The organism is Mesobacillus thioparans, assembly GCF_965138835.1.
In the GTDB taxonomy this organism is placed as follows: Bacteria; Bacillota; Bacilli; order Bacillales; family Cytobacillaceae; genus Mesobacillus; species Mesobacillus thioparans.
In genome coordinates this window covers 145290-163224 of record NZ_CBCSFH010000003.1, presented here as the reverse complement: position 1 = coordinate 163224, position 17935 = coordinate 145290, and the positions used below count along the sequence as shown (strand labels likewise).

Genomic DNA, 17935 nt, shown 5'->3' with positions numbered 1-17935 from the left:
AAAGCTGTCAAAAAAAGCTAGTTATTATGACAGGTTGGGCGATGAAAGCAGAAAAGCTGTCAAGAAAACCATGTTATTTGCAAGCTGTATACGACAGCTGCCTATATAAACTAAAACAAACAGTAACGGAGGAAACAATAATGAACTTTCGATTATCTGAAGAACATGAAATGATCCGAAAAATGGTCCGTGATTTTGCGAGGAATGAAGTGGCTCCGACGGCTGCTGAGCGTGATGAAGAGGAACGCTTTGACCGTGAGATTTTTGACAAGATGGCGGAGCTTGGCCTGACTGGTATTCCATGGCCTGAAGAGTACGGCGGCATCGGCAGCGACTATCTCGCATACTGCATTGCGGTTGAGGAATTATCACGTGTTTGTGCATCGACTGGTGTCATGCTTTCAGCACATACTTCACTTGCTGGCTGGCCGATCTTCAAGTTCGGGAACGAAGAGCAGAAGCAAAAGTACTTGCGTCCAATGGCTGAGGGAAAAAGCATTGGTGCTTACGGACTGACTGAACCAGGCAGCGGTTCTGATGCAGGTGCGATGAGAACGACTGCGAAAGAAGATGGCGACCACTATGTGCTTAACGGCTCAAAAATCTTCATCACAAACGGCGGGGTAGCGGATATCTATGTTGTATTCGCGTTGACTGACCCTTCAAGCAAGCATAAAGGAACGACTGCGTTCATCGTCGAAAGCAGCTTCCCAGGATTCTCTGTCGGCAAGAAGGAAAAGAAGCTGGGAATTCGTTCATCTCCGACAACAGAAATCATTTTTGAAGACTGCCGCGTGCCAAAGGAAAATATCCTTGGTGAAGTGGGCGAGGGTTTCAAAATCGCGATGATGACACTTGACGGCGGCCGTAACGGTATTGCTGCACAGGCAGTCGGAATTGCACAGGGTGCTCTTGATGCGGCTGTTGATTATGCAAAAGAACGCCAGCAATTCGGCAAGCCGATCGCTGCGAACCAGGGTATCGGCTTCAAGCTTGCTGATATGGCTACATCTGTCGAAGCTTCAAGACTATTAACCTACCAGGCTGCATGGCTGGAATCTGAAGGCCTTCCTTACGGCAAGGAATCAGCGATGTCCAAACTATTTGCCGGCGACACAGCGATGAAGGTGACAACTGAAGCTGTCCAGGTATTCGGCGGCTACGGCTACACGAAGGACTATCCAGTTGAACGCTTCATGCGCGACGCAAAAATCACGCAGATCTATGAAGGAACACAGGAAATCCAGCGTCTTGTCATCTCAAGAATGCTGACGAAATAACAGGGCGGGGCAGAAGAGATGAAAAAGCGAGAAGTGCAGGCGTCGGTAAAAGATGAGCGACTTGTGAAAAAAAGGCGCGACCAGATGATCAAAGGGGCCGTAACCCTTTTCAAGCAGAAGGGCTTCCACCGCACGACGACCAGAGAGATTGCCCGGGCTTCAGGCTTTAGCATCGGTACCCTATATGAATATATCCGCACAAAGGAAGATGTGCTTTACCTTGTCTGCGACAGCATCTATGACGAAGTTCGCAACCGCCTTCAGGAAAATCTCGACACGAACCAGGGGACGCTCGAGAGCCTGAAGGTCGGAATCGCCAATTACTTCAAGGTCATGGATGACCTGCAAGACGAAGTACTCGTCATGTACCAGGAGGTCAAATCGCTGACAAAGGATGCCCTTCCATATGTGCTGAAAAAAGAAATCGAGATGGTGGGGATGTTTGAGGATGTGATCCAGCGCTGCGTCGAAAATGGCGAGCTTGACCTGGATGAAAAACACGTCAAAATCATTGCCCATGATATTTTCGTCCAGGGGCAGATGTGGGGATTCCGCCGCTGGGCGCTGCAAAAGCTCTACACTCTCGAAGAGTATACAGAGCTGCAGACAGAACTGCTTTTCAAAGGGATCAAGGGGTCGGAAATGAAAATAGGAACAGGGGGAACAAAATGAGTATGCCGGAAATGTATAAGCCAAAGAACCATATTCGCTTTGTGACAGCTTCAAGTTTGTTTGACGGCCATGATGCCTCAATCAACATCATGCGCAGAATCATCCAGTCGTTGGGCGGCGAGGTCATCCACCTTGGCCATAACCGCTCAGTCGAGGAGGTCGTCAATGCCGCAATCCAGGAGGATGCTCAGGGAATTGCGATTTCATCCTACCAGGGCGGCCACGTTGAGTATTTTAAGTATATGTACGATCTTTTGAAGGAAAAGGGTGCTTCCCATATCCGCATTTACGGCGGTGGGGGCGGCGTTATCATTCCGCGGGAAATAAAAGAGCTTCATGAATACGGGATCGCCAGGATTTTTTCACCGGAAGACGGCCGGAAATATGGCCTTAACGGCATGATCGAGCAGATGATCAAGGAATGTGATTTCCCAACCGTTACTCCAGAAGGCGTGGAGGAAATCGAAAAGCTGGAAGCGGGTGACCCGAATGCGGTCTCCAAGCTGATCACGCTTGCCGAGCAGCATGTCGGATCGGAAAAAGAAACAGCTGCGGCAGTCGAAACCTTGATGGAAAAAGTCAAGACCATGACAAAAGCTGTACCAGTCGTGGGTATCACCGGTACGGGGGGTGCTGGAAAAAGCTCATTGACGGACGAACTGATCAGGCGCTTCATCAATGAGATTCCTGAAAAGAGAGTAGCGATTTTATCAGTCGATCCTACGAAGCAAAAAACAGGCGGTGCACTTCTAGGCGACCGTATCCGCATGAATGCGATTTTTTCTCCACGAGTTTATATGCGCAGCCTGGCAACAAGACAATCCAGATCCGAACTATCGCTGGCCATTAAAGATGCAATCGATGTTGTGAAGGCAGCAGGCTTTGACCTAGTCATCGTCGAAACGAGCGGCATCGGCCAGGGCAATGCGGGAATCACAGATGTGTGCGATGTTTCCATGTATGTGATGACAAGCGAATTCGGCGCGCCATCACAGCTCGAAAAGATCGACATGATCGATTATGCTGACTTGATCGTCATCAATAAATTCGAGCGCAAAGGCTCTGAGGATGCAAAGCGCCAGGTGCAGAAGCAGTATCAGCGCAGCCATTTGTTCTGGGACAAAGAACTGGACGAAATGCCTGTTTACGGCACGATCGCCAGCCAGTTCAATGACCCGGGCACGAACGCGCTGTTTGCAGCCCTGGTCAATAAAATCAATGAAAAAGCAGGTACTGACTGGACGACCTCTTTTTCTACCAGTGCGGTAGTTGAAAAACAGAACGTCATCATCCCGAATGACCGCCGCTATTACCTTCGTGAAATCTCGGAAACGGTGCGCGGCTACCATAAACACGCAGCAGAGCAGGCAGAGCTTGCCCGCAGATTGTTCCAAATCGGAGGTACAATCGAGGCGGTAAAAGAAAGAGAAACAAACAGCGAAGTAGTTTCCTCACTTCAGGTTTTAAAAGAAGAAGTAGAGAAGAAGCTGACGCCTGAATCCAAATATATTCTCGAAAACTGGGAATCCCTCAAGGAAAAGTACAGTGCCGACCAGTTCGTGACTAAGATCCGCGATAAGGAAATTGTCACAGAGCTAAGGACGAAGAGCCTTTCAGGTTTGAGCATCCCTAAAGTAGCACTGCCAAAATACAAGGATTACGGTGAGATTTTGCGCTGGGTATACCTTGAGAACGTGCCAGGAAGCTTCCCGTACACTGCGGGCGTATTCCCGTTCAAACGTGAAGGCGAGGATCCGAAACGCCAATTTGCTGGAGAGGGAACACCTGAACGGACGAACCGTCGTTTCCACTACCTGTCGAAGGACGACAGCGCCAAACGTTTGAGTACGGCTTTTGACTCCGTTACTTTATACGGAGAAGACCCTGATTACCGGCCGGATATTTACGGAAAAGTCGGCGAGAGCGGCGTCAGCGTTTGTTCGCTTGAAGATATGAAGAAGCTGTATGCAGGCTTTGACCTTTGCCATCCATCAACATCCGTGTCGATGACGATCAACGGACCGGCACCGATCATCCTGGCGATGTTCATGAACACAGCGATTGAGCAGCAGGTTGAAAAGAAGGAACAAGAGCTAGGCCGCAGGCTGAATGACGAAGAGCTTGCGCAAGTGAAGGAAATGACGCTCCAGACCGTCCGCGGTACGGTTCAGGCAGATATTTTAAAAGAAGATCAGGGACAGAATACATGTATCTTCTCGACTGAATTCGCACTAAGGATGATGGGCGATATCCAGCAGTATTTTATCGATGAAAAGGTCCGGAATTACTATTCAGTATCGATTTCCGGCTACCATATCGCTGAAGCAGGCGCAAACCCGATTTCCCAGCTCGCGTTCACGCTGTCAAATGGCTTCACTTATGTTGAATACTATTTGAGCAGAGGCATGAAGATCGATGACTTTGCGCCGAACCTGAGCTTCTTCTTCTCAAATGGCCTTGATCCTGAGTATTCCGTGATCGGCCGCGTTGCCCGCCGCATCTGGGCAACTGTCATGAAGAACAAATACGGCGCAAATGAGCGAAGCCAGAAGCTGAAGTACCACATCCAGACTTCTGGACGTTCGCTTCATGCGCAGGAAATCGACTTCAACGATATCCGTACGACTTTGCAGGCTTTGATGGCGCTGCATGACAACTGCAACTCGCTTCATACCAATGCGTATGACGAGGCGATCACCACGCCGACCGAGGAATCTGTCCGCCGTGCGATGGCGATCCAGATGATCATCACGAAGGAGCATGGATTGACGAAGAACGAAAACCCGCTTCAGGGAGCGTTCATCATCGAAGAGCTGACAGATCTGGTCGAGGAAGCCGTCCTTCAGGAATTCGAGCGGATCAATGACCGCGGCGGTGTGCTTGGTGCAATGGAAACCCAGTATCAGCGCGGTAAAATCCAGGATGAATCGATGTACTATGAAATGAAGAAGCATTCCGGAGAGCTGCCGATCATTGGAGTGAACACCTATCTTAATCCAAATCCTCCATCAGAAGAAGAAATCGACAAGATGGAGCTTGCCCGTGCGACGAAAGAAGAAAAAGAAACACAGATCCGCAATCTAGAAGCGTTCAAGGACAAAAATCAGGACCAATCCGAAGCAGCGCTTGAACGGTTGAAGCAAACCGCAGTCAGCGGCGGCAATATTTTTGCCGAACTGATGGAAACCGTTAAATATGCAAGCCTCGGACAAATCACGAGGGCACTTTACGAAGTAGGCGGACAGTTCCGCAGGAATATGTAAAGGGTTGTTTAAAAAACAACGATATGGTGTAAAAAGTAGGGCGTGGCAGAAAAGACTTTTGCAATGGACCTGAATGGGCAAGATGGCTTATAGGCAAACTATAAGCCATCTTGCATTTTATGGTGCTCGTTTCGTAAACTAGTAACCAATGGAACAACTTTCATCAATTTTTTTCTGTCATTTCGCGGAGAATCTTATATAATCTAGTTATCGGTTCATACATACGACCTACTTCAGGATGTGAATTTTGTGAAATCGGTTATGTTCACTGCAGGGGCTGTTCTGGCCGCTGCAGCCATGTATTATCTTTATCAGCGACAGTTGGGCGCAATACCATTTTTCATTCTTTCAATTGCTTTCTTTTTGCTGGCATATGGCCAGTTGAAGAAAAGGAAGAAGACTGGCAGCGGGAAAGTCGGAATGGAAAGCGAAAAAAGCCGGAAAAACGGCAGATAAAACTGGCATAAAGGTTTAGAATTTGTTTATAATGTAGAATATGCATTCTGGGATAATTTCCTTGTTTTCGGACGAATGGCCGGGTAAGGCCTGGAATAGAGAAAGGAAGTGCGAACATTGAGTTTAAGCAAATACTCAAAAGAAGAGCTTCAAGAAATGTCAATGATTGAAGTTGCCTATGAAGTTTTGAAAGAGAAGAAGCAAGCAATTACGTTTCAAGAGCTGATGGCGGAAATCAAGAGCGTCCTTAAATTGGACAAGACTGATTATGCTGAAAGAATGGTACAGTTTTATACAGATATAAATATAGATGGACGTTTCATGTCCCAGAGTGAAGGGCGCTGGGGGCTTCGCGTCTGGTACCCTGTCGACCAGATCGAAGAAGACAATGTCACAACAGTCAAGCCGAAAAAGAAGAAGGCGAAGAAAGCTGTTGATGAGGACGATTTAGATCTTGATGAATTCGATGAAATCGATGAAGAAGATCTTGACTATGACGATATCGACGATTTCGATGAAGATGACGACGATGATGTTATCGACGAAGACGACGATGATGATGAAGATGAGGACTTCGATGAGGACCTCGAAGATTCTGATGACTTTGAGGACGATGATGAGCTGCTTGAGGATGAAGAGGAAGACTTGCCGCTCGAAGATGAAGATACCGAAGATGAAGACGAAGAACAATAATTAACAACTTGACTTTTATATTTACCGGCTGTAGAATACTTTTTGGGCTCCTTAAAAAAGGACGATTAAGTAAAACAGCCACAAAACGCTCCCCATACTTTGTATGTGGGGCGTTTTTTTTTGTTTTTTACAGGCTAAAAATTACCCCTGTACAATCCGCTTGCAAAAACTGTAGCAGGCGATATGAAAAGGGTAAAAATTTAATTAATAAATCAATTAAACAGGTGCATATTGTACAAACTGTTTGATGAGGGGGATTACACAATGGCAAAGTATATTTTTGTTACGGGCGGAGTAGTTTCGTCATTAGGTAAGGGAATCACAGCAGCATCCCTTGGAAGATTGCTGAAAAACAGGGGTTTGGACGTGACGATCCAGAAGTTCGATCCATACATCAACGTGGACCCAGGAACAATGAGTCCTTACCAGCACGGTGAAGTATTCGTGACGGACGATGGCGCAGAAACGGACCTGGACCTTGGTCACTACGAGCGTTTCATCGACATCAACCTGAACAAATACTCAAACGTGACAACAGGGAAAATCTATTCAACAGTCCTGAAAAAAGAGCGCCGCGGTGACTACCTTGGCGGAACTGTACAGGTCATCCCGCACATCACGAATGAAATCAAGGACAAGGTTTTCCGTGCCGGCAAAGAGACGGGCGCAGATGTTGTCATCACTGAAATCGGTGGTACTGTCGGGGACATCGAATCACTGCCATTCCTGGAAGCGATCCGCCAGATCAAGAATGATGTTGGCCGCGACAATGTAATGTACATCCACTGTACACTGGTTCCTTACATCAAGGCAGCCGGCGAAATGAAGACAAAGCCAACCCAACACAGCGTAAAAGAATTGCGCAGCCTGGGAATCCAGCCAAATATCATCGTTCTCCGCACTGATATGCCAATTTCACAGGACATGAAGGACAAGATTGCCCTGTTCTGCGATATCGACAAGGAAGCGGTAATCGAAGCAACTGACGCTGAAACTCTTTATTCCATTCCTCTGGCCCTCCAGGAACAGAAAATGGACCAGCTTGTATGCGATCACTTCAAATTAAACTGCAATGAAGCAGACATGACAGAGTGGAATGCGCTGGTTGAAAAAGTGACTCATCTTTCCGGAAAAACAAGGATTGCCCTTGTTGGTAAATACGTTGAGCTTCAAGATGCCTACATTTCTGTGGTTGAATCATTGAAGCATGCAGGCTATGCATTTGACAGTGATATTGAAATCAAATGGGTGAACTCTGAGGAAGTGACAGAGGAAAACGTCGTTGAATTGCTGAATGACGCTGACGGAATCCTTGTTCCAGGCGGATTTGGCGACCGTGGAATCGAAGGAAAGATCCTTGCAACTAAATACGCACGCGAGAACAAAGTGCCATTCTTCGGGATTTGCCTGGGCATGCAACTGGCATCCGTTGAATTTGCACGCCACGTTCTTGGCTTGAAAGATGCTCACTCTGCAGAAATCCTGCCAAGCACACCATATCCAATCATCGACCTTCTTCCAGAGCAGAAGGATATTGAAGATCTTGGCGGAACACTTCGCCTGGGACTTTATCCATGTAAGCTTGCCGAAGATACAAAAGCATTCGCTGCCTACGGAGATGACCTGGTATATGAGCGCCATCGCCACCGTTACGAGTTCAACAACGAATACCGTCAGGCAATGGAAAAAGAAGGCTTCATTTTCTCAGGGACAAGCCCTGATGGCCGTCTTGTCGAAATCATCGAACTGAAGGACCACCCATGGTTCCTTGCATCACAGTTCCACCCTGAATTCACATCAAGACCAACACGTCCACAGCCATTATTCAGGGACTTTATCGAAGCATCCATCAAGACAAATAAATAACATGCAAAAAGAGCCGGCGAATTCGCCGGCTTTTTGCATGTTTACTGATGTTACTTACGTGTTCGGATTAGTAGTCTTCCAAAATTTCCCCGATTGTGAATTTCAAACCAAAGTAGATGAACAGGGCGGCCATGGAAGTAGGATAGCCAACTCGGTTGCCCATATCATCCGGCAGCAGCCCTTTTTTGATCCGCAGATCAATATGGACATCGGCCAGAGTATTTGTTCCTTCATTTTCATTCCGGACGGTAGAAATCGCCACGAACGGAATCCCTTTTTCCTGTAACATGATTGCGATTTTGACTGCCTCTTCATCATCAGCATAGCGGCTGACAATCAGCACGCGGTCGGCCGCTTCCACTTCCGTTTCCTCCGCGAAAATGGCTGCGGATTGAAGAGGTTCCTCTCCATAAACAGCCTCAAGTTCAACGGCCTTCATCTCACTTGTACTGAAAATATAAATTTTCCCCTCACCTGCAGCAGCCTGTGCCAGCAGCCGCGCGCCATCCTCAATTGAAAACTCTTCTTTTTCCATCAGCCGATTGAATAATCCGGCCAATTGTGTCGAAAACATTTTTAACATTCCAGCACCTCCGTCTTTGCCAATACTGATTATAAAGTACTACAATGAAAATAAAAAAGCATCTGTCGAAAATAAGTTTCAGAATATGGCAGGAATTTCAAGTCTTTTAACGAATTGTGTAATGGGGAAAGAACGAAATCGATTTCAGGAAAAGATCATTCATTCATTTATAACTTTTATTAGGGGGAAAAGGCGGCATGAAAGAAAAAATACTCATTGTTGACGACCAGTTTGGCATCAGAATTCTACTTAATGAAGTGCTGCAAAAAGAAGGTTATCAAACGTACCAGGCTGCAAATGGCGTCCAGGCTCTGGAACTGGTTAAGAAGCACCCACCTGATCTCGTTCTTCTGGACATGAAAATCCCGGGTATGGATGGAATTGAAATTTTAAAAAGAATGAAAGTGATCGACCCGGATATCCGCGTCATCATCATGACCGCCTATGGCGAACTGGATATGATCCAGGAAGCGATGGACCTTGGGGCACTGACCCACTTTGCCAAGCCATTCGACATCGATGATATCCGTGCAGCCGTTAAGAAATATTCACAAACCGTTTCAAAAGATTAAGATACATAAATCGCCCTCAGGATGCTCCGGGGGGTTTTTTCTTGCCGGAAAAAGTGAGTTTACAGACAAGTGAAACTATTGATAGCGCTTGCTTTATAGCATTTTTATGACACTTTCAAAAACAAGGCTTGAACAATGGCAATTCTTATTTTCTTTTGGTATGATTACATATGAATTCCACAGGATCAATTCGTTTTGATGAATGCTTTCTCGGGTACATAATCAAATGCAGAGAAGGAAAACCTTTAAAATGGTAGCATAGTCAAAAAGACGATTGATCATAACGAAGGAGGAAAAATAATGCCTTTAGTTTCAATGACAGAAATGCTTAAAAAAGCGAATGCGGAAGGCTACGCTGTTGGGCAATTTAACTTAAATAACCTTGAGTTCACTCAAGCGATCCTTCAGGCTGCTGAAGCTGAGAAGTCACCAGTTATCCTTGGTGTTTCTGAAGGTGCTGCACGCTACATGGGCGGCTTCAAGACTGTTGTCAAAATGGTAGAAGGTTTGATGGAGGACTATAATACAACAGTTCCTGTCGCTATCCACCTTGACCACGGTTCTAGCTTTGATAAATGTAAAGAAGCAATCGATGCAGGTTTCACATCTGTAATGATTGATGCTTCACACGGTCCTTTCGAAGAGAATATTGAAATCACTTCAAAAGTGGTAGAATACGCTCACTCAAAAGGTGTTTCTGTTGAAGCTGAATTAGGAGTAGTTGGCGGACAGGAAGATGATGTCGTGGCAGCTGGTGTTATCTATGCTGACCCTAAAGAGTGTGAAGAACTTGTTCAGCGCACTGGAATTGATTGCCTTGCTCCTGCACTTGGATCTGTTCACGGCCCTTACAAAGGCGAACCGAACCTAGGTTTCAAGGAAATGGAAGAAATCAACAAGACTGCTGGCGTACCATTAGTATTGCACGGCGGAACTGGAATCCCTACAAAAGATATCCAGAAGTCCATTTCTTTCGGTACGGCTAAAATCAACGTTAACACTGAAAACCAAATTGCTTCTGCTAAAGCAGTTCGTGAGACTCTTGCTGCAAAGCCAGAAGAGTATGATCCACGTAAATATCTTGGACCAGCTCGCGACGCAATCAAGGAAACTGTAATCGGCAAAATGCGCGAATTCGGTTCTTCCAACAAAGCGTAATAGCAACAAAAATTTGTTATAATAAAACCGCCTTATATGAGGCGGTTTTTATCCATTTATATAATTTAGAATATTTTAAATTAATTCGAGAATTGTCCAGCTTCAGTGCCTACCCCCTCGAGACGCTTCGGTCCGCCCGATGAGGTCAAAGAACGACTTCACCGGTCGGCCCTCCAGCGCTTGTCGAGGGTGACCAAGGCGCTTGCGCTTTTCTCGTATGTTTGAAAATTTTGTCGACTGGAGGCGTTTACAAATGAAGTTTTTTATCGATACTGCGAATATGGAAGAAATCCGCGAGGCCTATACTCTGGGAATTTTATCAGGTGTCACAACAAACCCGTCACTTGTGGCAAAAGAAAAGAATGTTAAGTTTGAAGACCGCCTGAAGGAAATCACCGAATTGGTCCCTGGCTCTGTCAGTGCCGAAGTCATCGCGCTTGATGCAGAAGGCATGATCAAAGAAGGGAAAGAGCTTGCAGAGATTGCCCCGAACATTACGGTCAAAGTGCCAATGACCCCAGAAGGATTGAAGGCTGTTTCGGTATTCTCAAAAGAGGGAATCAAGACGAACGTAACACTGGTCTTCAGTGCGAACCAGGCATTGCTGGCAGCAAGAGCGGGAGCTACATACGTATCACCATTCCTTGGCCGCCTCGATGACATCGGCCATAACGGACTCGACCTGATTTCAACGATTGCCGAAATCTTCACCATCCACGGCATCGACACAGAAATCATCGCCGCATCCATCCGCCACCCGCAGCACGTAACAGACGCAGCACTTAGAGGCGCACACATCGCCACCGTACCATACAAAGTCATCCAGCAAATGTTCAACCACCCGCTGACCGACAAAGGAATCGAAGCATTCTTGAAAGACTGGGAATCTCGCGGGAAGTAATTTTTTTCTTGATTTTGAAAAGTAATCAGGGTATCACGCCCTGTTGATTGAAGTGGAAGGCGCGAAGACTCCTCCGAAAATGCTAACGCATTTCCATCGTGCGTGGGCGAACTCTAAGAAGCTTATTCAAAGTCCTGCGGGAGCATGGGTCAAGGGAGACCCCGCAGGAGTGAAACGACGAGGAGGCTCCCCGGGCCACCCGCGGAAAGCGAAGCGGCTGGAACGAAGGTCAACAGCCTTGATTAACAGAGCCATAAAATTTAGCATATGGGCAATAGAAACATAGTCTGCCTGATAGAGGCTAAGCCAAGTTAGGAAGTTTTACCCAATTCAATCTTTTTTGCATTTTATTACATGAAATTGGGAATATCGTGTAAACTAAGGAATAGAAAACTCCCGGAATCTGAATATTTTTAATGGAAAAATATACCTAATTGATTTCGGTCATTTTAATCTAGTAGAGCCTATATCGGTCTTAGCTGTACATTGTTTGCATCTCCAGCTTGACCTTACATCACGGCTTAGAAGGGAGTCAAAAATGGAAAAGCTTAAGATTGCCGGCGGTTATCCTTTAAAAGGGACTGTTCGGGTCAGCGGTGCGAAAAACAGCGCGGTCGCTTTGATCCCCGCAACCATTTTAGCTGAATCGCCTGTAACCATAGAAGGTTTGCCGGATATTTCCGATGTTCATATGCTCAAGGACTTGATGGAGGAAATCGGCGGTTCTGTTGAATTCTCCAACAATGAAATGACGGTGGATCCGTCTTCCATGATTTCCATGCCTTTGCCGAATGGAAAAGTGAAAAAGCTGCGAGCTTCTTACTATTTGATGGGAGCTATGCTTGGCCGTTTCAAAAAGGCTGTCATCGGACTCCCAGGCGGCTGCCATTTGGGCCCAAGGCCGATCGACCAGCATATAAAAGGATTCGAAGCGCTGGGAGCCAGCGTGACAAATGAACAGGGTGCCATCTATCTTCGTGCAGATGAGCTGCGCGGGGCAAGAATATATCTTGACGTCGTAAGCGTTGGGGCAACGATCAATATCATGCTTGCAGCTGTACGGGCAAAAGGACGCACTGTCATTGAAAATGCGGCGAAAGAGCCGGAAATCATTGACGTAGCAACATTGCTCACCAATATGGGAGCGAAAATCAAAGGTGCCGGTACCGATGTAATCCGCATTGATGGTGTGGACGAGCTTCACGGTTGCCGCCACACGATCATTCCGGACAGGATCGAGGCAGGAACCTATTTAATTCTTGGAGCTGCGATTGGTGATGGTGTCACGATCGATAATGTCATCCCGCAGCATATTGAGTCACTTGTGGCCAAGCTGAAGGAAATGGGTGTGAAAATCGAGGCGAGTGATGAGCAAATCTATGTTGCTCCTGCTGAGAAGTACAAAGCAGTCGACATTAAAACGCTCGTTTACCCAGGATTCCCAACGGACCTGCAGCAGCCATTCACCGCGCTGCTTACAAGGGCGGAAGGCTCCAGTGTCGTTACGGATACCATCTATGGCGCACGCTTCAAGCATATCGATGAGCTGAGAAGAATGAATGCAAATATCAAGGTGGAAGGCAGGTCGGCGATCATCAGCGGACCGGTCAAGCTGCAGGGAGCCAAGGTCAAGGCAAGCGATCTCCGTGCCGGAGCTGCTCTTGTCATCGCCGGACTTATGGCTGAAGGTGTCACTGAGGTAACGGGTGTAGACCATATCGATCGCGGTTACAGCCACATCGTAGAAAAGCTAAATGGACTTGGCGCCACAATTTGGCGTGAAGATATGACCTCTGAAGAGCAAGAAGAGGTAAAAAAATCATAAAAAGTATAGTACAATGGAGTTGTACAATACAAATAGTGGTGCTAATGCTTAACTGAAATGCATAATAGTATAACCTATTTGATGAGGTATACCATTTCGGTGGGCATTAGCCCCTTTCATGATTAGGGGATGATCATATGGAACGAAGCTTAACGATGGAGCTTGTCCGCGTGACAGAGGCGGCGGCGCTTGCTTCAGCCCGCTGGATGGGACGCGGTAAAAAAGACGAAGCTGACGATGCGGCAACGTCGGCAATGAGAGATGTGTTTGACACCATCCCGATGAAAGGTACTGTCGTAATCGGTGAAGGAGAAATGGACGAAGCACCGATGCTTTATATCGGTGAAAAGCTTGGGACAGGTTATGGCCCGCGTTTGGACGTTGCGGTCGATCCGTTGGAAGGAACGAATATCGTAGCATCCGGCGGCTGGAATGCCCTTGCAGTCCTTGCAGTGGCAGATAACGGCAACCTGCTTCACGCACCGGACATGTACATGGACAAGCTTGCGGTAGGACCTGAAGCAGTAGGAATGGTCGATATCAATGCGTCCGTCCTTGATAACCTGAAGGCAGTCGCAAAAGCGAAGAATAAGGATATTGAAGATGTTGTCGCGACGGTATTGAACCGTCCGCGCCACGAACATATCATTGCCCAGCTTCGCGATGCAGGAGCAAGGATCAAATTGATCAATGACGGCGATGTAGCCGGCGCCATCAACACGGCGTTTGATACTACCGGCGTCGATATCCTGTTCGGTTCAGGCGGAGCCCCTGAGGGTGTAATCGCTGCGGTAGCGCTGAAAAGCCTCGGAGGCGAAATCCAGGGTAGATTGCTTCCGCAAAATGACGCAGAACTAGAGCGCTGCAAAAAAATGGGCATCGATGTCAACAAGGTCCTCCTTATGGAAGATTTCGTCCGCGGCGACGATGCGATTTTCGCAGCCACAGGCGTAACCGACGGCGAACTGCTTAAAGGAGTCCAGTTCAAAGGCTCTTACGGCTCAACCCACTCAGTCGTCATGCGCGCCAAATCAGGCACAGTCCGGTTCATCGAAGGCCAGCACAGCCTGAAGAAAAAACCTCACTTAGTCATGAAATAATAAAATTTTTTACTACAACTGCAAACCCTTACAGGTCCGCTGCCTTTACCACCTAAAGGCAGCGGATAAATAAAAAGATTGATTATTTTTCCTATTTAAGGGTAAAATGAAAATTGTTTTGAAAATAAAGCATAGATCAAAAAATGTTTTACCTTCATTAATTCCTTCTTACAACCTTCAAAGGAACTCATTTCTTCTTTTTCCATCCATACGCTGATATTCTTATACTTTTCTTTATGGGGGAAATCGAAATATTTTAAGGCGTGGTGACATTCATTATGGAAGTAAATATTTCAAGCTTAGAAAATATGAAATTGAAAGAGCTTTATGAACTCGCAAAAGAGTATAAAGTCTCTTACTACAGCAAGTTGTCGAAAAAAGAACTTATTTTTGCTATTTTAAAAGCGCGTGCAGAGCAGCAGGGTTACTTTTTCATGGAAGGTGTACTGGAAATCATCCAGTCTGAAGGCTTTGGATTCCTGCGCCCGATCAATTACTCCCCAAGCTCAGAGGACATCTATATTTCGGCATCACAGATCCGCCGTTTTGATTTGAGGAACGGGGATAAGGTATCGGGGAAAGTGCGTCCTCCTAAAGAGAACGAACGTTATTTCGGCTTGCTCCAGGTCGAGGCTGTCAACGGTGATGACCCGGAATCGGCAAAAGAAAGGGTTCACTTCCCTGGATTGACGCCATTGTATCCGGACCGTCAGATGAAACTCGAAACGACTCATAATAAAGTATCAACTAGAATCATGGATGTCCTCGCCCCTGTCGGCTTTGGACAGCGCGGATTGATCGTCGCGCCGCCTAAGGCTGGTAAAACGATGCTGATCAAAGAAATCGCCAACAGCATCACAACGAATCATCCAGAAGCAGAACTGATTGTGCTGTTGATCGATGAGCGTCCGGAAGAGGTAACCGATATCGAACGTTCCGTAGCCGGCGATGTTGTCAGCTCTACGTTTGATGAAGTGCCTGAAAACCATATTAAGGTTGCTGAGCTTGTGCTTGAGCGTGCGATGCGCCTTGTTGAGCATAAGCGTGATGTCATCATCCTGATGGACAGCATCACTCGTCTTGCCCGTGCCTATAACCTTGTCATCCCGCCAAGCGGACGTACATTGTCCGGCGGTATCGACCCTGCGGCATTCCACCGTCCGAAGCGCTTCTTCGGTGCTGCCCGTAATATCGAGGAAGGCGGCAGCTTGACAATCCTTGCTACTGCGCTTGTGGATACAGGTTCACGCATGGATGATGTCATCTATGAAGAGTTCAAAGGAACAGGCAATATGGAGCTTCACCTTGACCGATCACTTGCCGAAAGAAGGATCTTCCCAGCAATCGACATCCGCCGATCCGGAACGCGAAAAGAAGAATTGCTTATTCCAAAGGACCATCTGGACAAACTGTGGGCGATACGCAAATCGATGTCCGATTCACCGGATTTCTCAGAAAAATTCCTGCGTAAGCTAAGACAGTCCAAGTCGAATGAAGATTTCTTCGCGGTACTGGGCGAAGAAATGAAAGGCAGTAATAAACGTTCATAGTTCCATATTATGGATGTGAAAAGGAACTTGAAAAATAGAATTGGACTTGTTATAATGAGGTCAGTGTGTTTTTCCAATAACGGTTTATCCGTTGATTATAACTCTGTTTCGGATATGATTCAGGGCGGAAGGAGATGAAAAGAATGAAATCAGGAATTCATCCAAACTACAAAACAGTTAAGGTGACTTGCGCATGCGGTAACGAATTCGAAACTGGTTCTGTTAAGAACGAGATTCGCGTTGAAACTTGCTCTGAGTGCCACCCATTCTATACTGGACGTCAGAAGTTTGCTGAAGCTGGCGGACGTGTTGACCGCTTCAACAAGAAATACGGTCTTAAAAACAACCAGTAATAGTAATATAAGAAACCAAACAGGCAAGAAGCTTTGCGACTTGCCTGTTTTTTATTTTGCTTTTTTTGAAGAAACTTGGTACATAAATTTATTTTTGTTAACTTTATTAATGTGTCTGGATTCAGCACTGATTTTTGTTATAATGGAAAAAGCTGAAAAAAGTGTCGAACTTTTAATCAGGCTTTTTTCGTACCTTTATGGCATGAAAAAGCCGTAATTCTACGAAAGCAGCTTTTTGTATAAAGCCCGCTCCAGCGTCGAAAGCGCATGAGCGATTCATTTTTTCCACTGAGGAAGGAGAGGCCGACCATGTACGTTATGAAACAAAGCGGCTGGATCGAATTGATCTGCGGCAGCATGTTTTCCGGTAAATCCGAAGAACTGATCCGCCGCGTGCGCAGGACGCAATTTGCTAAGCAAAAGATTGCTGTTTTCAAGCCTGCGATCGATAACCGCTACAGCGAAGAATCGGTTGTATCACACAACGGAACTGCAGTTACTGCCAAGCCTATTGCCAACTCTACTGATATTTTCAAGCATATCAACCCTGATATCGATGTCATTGCGATTGATGAAGTGCAATTTTTCGATAATGAAATCCTTCCGGTCGTCCAGCACCTTGCAGACAGCGGATACCGCGTAATCGTTGCCGGCCTTGACCAGGATTTTCGCGGCGAGCCATTCGGGTTGATGCCTGCGTTGATGGCTGTTGCAGAAAATGTGACCAAGCTTCAAGCTGTGTGTGCAGTCTGCGGATCGCCATCAAGTCGTACTCAGCGTTTGATAAACGGCAAGCCAGCCTCATATGATGATCCAATTATTCTCGTTGGAGCGTCCGAATCATACGAACCACGCTGCAGACACCACCATGAAGTGCCGAAATCACCGAATGAGCTGAAAATCGAAAAAACGACGGAAAGCTTAACATAAAATTGTCTGATCCTCCCGTCTAGCGGGGGGATTTTTTTTGCAGGTAAGAATTCCCTTATATTGGTTAATTGTGCAATTATGTAACTTTACCGTGCAATTATCGCACTTTAATATGCAATTATTGCTTCTTTCCGTGCAATTATGGTTCACTATTACGCAATTATAGTCGCTGAGTGAGAGAATAATTTTTCCAGCCGGGCATTTCTCCCGAAAAAAGCCGCGCTCCTTGCATGGTTGATCCCTACGAGGGGCAAGATAACGGCGGGAGGTGCCATAATTTGAAAAAATTACTCATATTGCTCATGTTCGCGGTGGTTTTGGTTTCAGGATGTGGCCAGGATAATACGGAATCTGTCTATGACAAGGATGAAGACCAGGCTGGTGTCGATTTGAATAGGGAGCATGACGGAGTCCGCCACGGGGATGGTCCTAATTTTACAAAGGACCAGGACAATGGCATGACGATGACCGATCAGAACCCGAATTTGCTGAATACCGACAATGAGAACCACCACAGTTTTTCCCAGGATGTCCAAAAAGCGAAGGATGTCATCTCTGACGCAGGTTATGAACCAGGTTCGATCTGGATCAACGGCGGGGAGATGAATGTGACGGCTAAGCTTCAAGGACGGGTAACCCGGCAAGATCGTGAAGATGCCCGGAAAACCTTGCACAACAGCCTGGTAAAAGCTTTGCCGCGCTATGACATCAAAGTCAATATTGATTAACAATC

16 protein-coding genes are annotated in these 17935 nt (G+C 46.6%); 15 read left to right on the top strand and 1 reads right to left on the bottom strand.

Features of this window, described 5'->3' with window-relative positions; translation table 11 throughout:
* Positions 1–140 precede the first annotated feature (140 nt).
* The 6 genes from ACNAZ4_RS07905 (at position 141) to ACNAZ4_RS07880 (ending at position 8230) form a co-directional block, all read left to right on the top strand.
* A complete protein-coding gene (locus ACNAZ4_RS07905; RefSeq protein ID WP_144479193.1) occupies positions 141–1280 on the top strand; it encodes an acyl-CoA dehydrogenase in 1140 nt (379 codons plus the stop codon).
* Between the two features lie 18 nt (positions 1281–1298).
* On the top strand, positions 1299–1952 hold the full coding sequence (locus ACNAZ4_RS07900; RefSeq protein ID WP_415813678.1) for a TetR/AcrR family transcriptional regulator: 654 nt from the start codon (positions 1299–1301) through the stop codon (positions 1950–1952).
* Positions 1953–1954: 2 nt separating this feature from the next.
* Positions 1955–5215 carry a fused isobutyryl-CoA mutase/GTPase IcmF gene (gene icmF, locus ACNAZ4_RS07895; RefSeq protein ID WP_415813831.1) on the top strand — a complete coding sequence of 1087 codons (3261 nt, stop codon included), beginning with the start codon at positions 1955–1957 and terminating at the stop codon, positions 5213–5215.
* Between the two features lie 249 nt (positions 5216–5464).
* Complete coding sequence (locus tag ACNAZ4_RS07890) at positions 5465–5671, top strand: hypothetical protein (protein WP_415813677.1); 207 nt, start codon at positions 5465–5467, stop codon at positions 5669–5671.
* Positions 5672–5779: 108 nt separating this feature from the next.
* Positions 5780–6364: a DNA-directed RNA polymerase subunit delta gene (gene rpoE / locus ACNAZ4_RS07885; RefSeq protein WP_415813676.1), complete on the top strand. Its 585-nt coding sequence runs from the start codon at positions 5780–5782 to the stop codon at positions 6362–6364.
* Between the two features lie 264 nt (positions 6365–6628).
* Entirely contained in the window at positions 6629–8230 is a 1602-nt protein-coding gene (locus ACNAZ4_RS07880; RefSeq protein ID WP_415813675.1) for a CTP synthase, read from the top strand.
* 67 nt (positions 8231–8297) lie between these two features.
* Here the strand turns inward: ACNAZ4_RS07880 and ACNAZ4_RS07875 are convergent, their stop codons facing one another.
* Positions 8298–8813 (bottom strand): DUF2529 domain-containing protein, encoded by a 516-nt coding sequence (locus ACNAZ4_RS07875; protein WP_415813674.1) that lies wholly within the window; start codon positions 8811–8813, stop codon positions 8298–8300.
* 197 nt (positions 8814–9010) lie between these two features.
* On the opposite strand from ACNAZ4_RS07875, the gene ACNAZ4_RS07870 reads away from it, so the two are divergent.
* From ACNAZ4_RS07870 to ACNAZ4_RS07830, 9 genes are all read left to right on the top strand, one after another.
* Entirely contained in the window at positions 9011–9385 is a 375-nt protein-coding gene (locus ACNAZ4_RS07870; protein ID WP_144479181.1) for a response regulator, read from the top strand.
* Between the two features lie 300 nt (positions 9386–9685).
* Positions 9686–10543, top strand: a complete 858-nt coding sequence (locus tag ACNAZ4_RS07865; protein ID WP_415813673.1) for a class II fructose-bisphosphate aldolase — start codon at positions 9686–9688, stop codon at positions 10541–10543.
* Positions 10544–10796: 253 nt separating this feature from the next.
* Complete coding sequence (fsa, locus tag ACNAZ4_RS07860) at positions 10797–11444, top strand: fructose-6-phosphate aldolase (RefSeq protein WP_415813672.1); 648 nt, start codon at positions 10797–10799, stop codon at positions 11442–11444.
* Between the two features lie 538 nt (positions 11445–11982).
* Entirely contained in the window at positions 11983–13269 is a 1287-nt protein-coding gene (locus tag ACNAZ4_RS07855) for a UDP-N-acetylglucosamine 1-carboxyvinyltransferase (RefSeq protein WP_415813671.1), read from the top strand.
* Positions 13270–13406: 137 nt separating this feature from the next.
* Complete coding sequence (glpX, locus tag ACNAZ4_RS07850) at positions 13407–14369, top strand: class II fructose-bisphosphatase (RefSeq protein ID WP_144479174.1); 963 nt, start codon at positions 13407–13409, stop codon at positions 14367–14369.
* Between the two features lie 278 nt (positions 14370–14647).
* Entirely contained in the window at positions 14648–15919 is a 1272-nt protein-coding gene (rho, locus tag ACNAZ4_RS07845; RefSeq protein WP_415813670.1) for a transcription termination factor Rho, read from the top strand.
* A 143-nt stretch (positions 15920–16062) separates the two neighbouring features.
* Positions 16063–16272, top strand: a complete 210-nt coding sequence (gene rpmE, locus ACNAZ4_RS07840) for a 50S ribosomal protein L31 (RefSeq protein WP_041964628.1) — start codon at positions 16063–16065, stop codon at positions 16270–16272.
* Between the two features lie 309 nt (positions 16273–16581).
* Positions 16582–17202: a thymidine kinase gene (locus ACNAZ4_RS07835; RefSeq protein ID WP_192471835.1), complete on the top strand. Its 621-nt coding sequence runs from the start codon at positions 16582–16584 to the stop codon at positions 17200–17202.
* A gap of 278 nt (positions 17203–17480) precedes the next feature.
* Complete coding sequence (locus ACNAZ4_RS07830) at positions 17481–17930, top strand: hypothetical protein (protein WP_415813669.1); 450 nt, start codon at positions 17481–17483, stop codon at positions 17928–17930.
* The last annotated feature ends 5 nt before the right edge of the window (positions 17931–17935 follow it).

Bases quoted from the DNA above. Each gene is read 5' to 3' on its own strand.
- fsa (WP_415813672.1), top strand. From the start codon at position 10,797: ATGAAGTTTTTTATCGATACTGCGAATATGGAAGAAATCCGCGAGGCC.
- ACNAZ4_RS07835 (WP_192471835.1), top strand. From the start codon at position 16,582: ATGTACGTTATGAAACAAAGCGGCTGGATCGAATTGATCTGCGGCAGC.
- ACNAZ4_RS07865 (WP_415813673.1), top strand. From the start codon at position 9,686: ATGCCTTTAGTTTCAATGACAGAAATGCTTAAAAAAGCGAATGCGGAA.
- ACNAZ4_RS07875 (WP_415813674.1), bottom strand. From the start codon at position 8,813: ATGTTAAAAATGTTTTCGACACAATTGGCCGGATTATTCAATCGGCTG.
- glpX (WP_144479174.1), top strand. From the start codon at position 13,407: ATGGAACGAAGCTTAACGATGGAGCTTGTCCGCGTGACAGAGGCGGCG.
- ACNAZ4_RS07905 (WP_144479193.1), top strand. From the start codon at position 141: ATGAACTTTCGATTATCTGAAGAACATGAAATGATCCGAAAAATGGTC.
- rho (WP_415813670.1), top strand. From the start codon at position 14,648: ATGGAAGTAAATATTTCAAGCTTAGAAAATATGAAATTGAAAGAGCTT.
- rpmE (WP_041964628.1), top strand. From the start codon at position 16,063: ATGAAATCAGGAATTCATCCAAACTACAAAACAGTTAAGGTGACTTGC.
- ACNAZ4_RS07900 (WP_415813678.1), top strand. From the start codon at position 1,299: ATGAAAAAGCGAGAAGTGCAGGCGTCGGTAAAAGATGAGCGACTTGTG.
- ACNAZ4_RS07880 (WP_415813675.1), top strand. From the start codon at position 6,629: ATGGCAAAGTATATTTTTGTTACGGGCGGAGTAGTTTCGTCATTAGGT.
- icmF (WP_415813831.1), top strand. From the start codon at position 1,955: ATGCCGGAAATGTATAAGCCAAAGAACCATATTCGCTTTGTGACAGCT.
- ACNAZ4_RS07870 (WP_144479181.1), top strand. From the start codon at position 9,011: ATGAAAGAAAAAATACTCATTGTTGACGACCAGTTTGGCATCAGAATT.
- ACNAZ4_RS07855 (WP_415813671.1), top strand. From the start codon at position 11,983: ATGGAAAAGCTTAAGATTGCCGGCGGTTATCCTTTAAAAGGGACTGTT.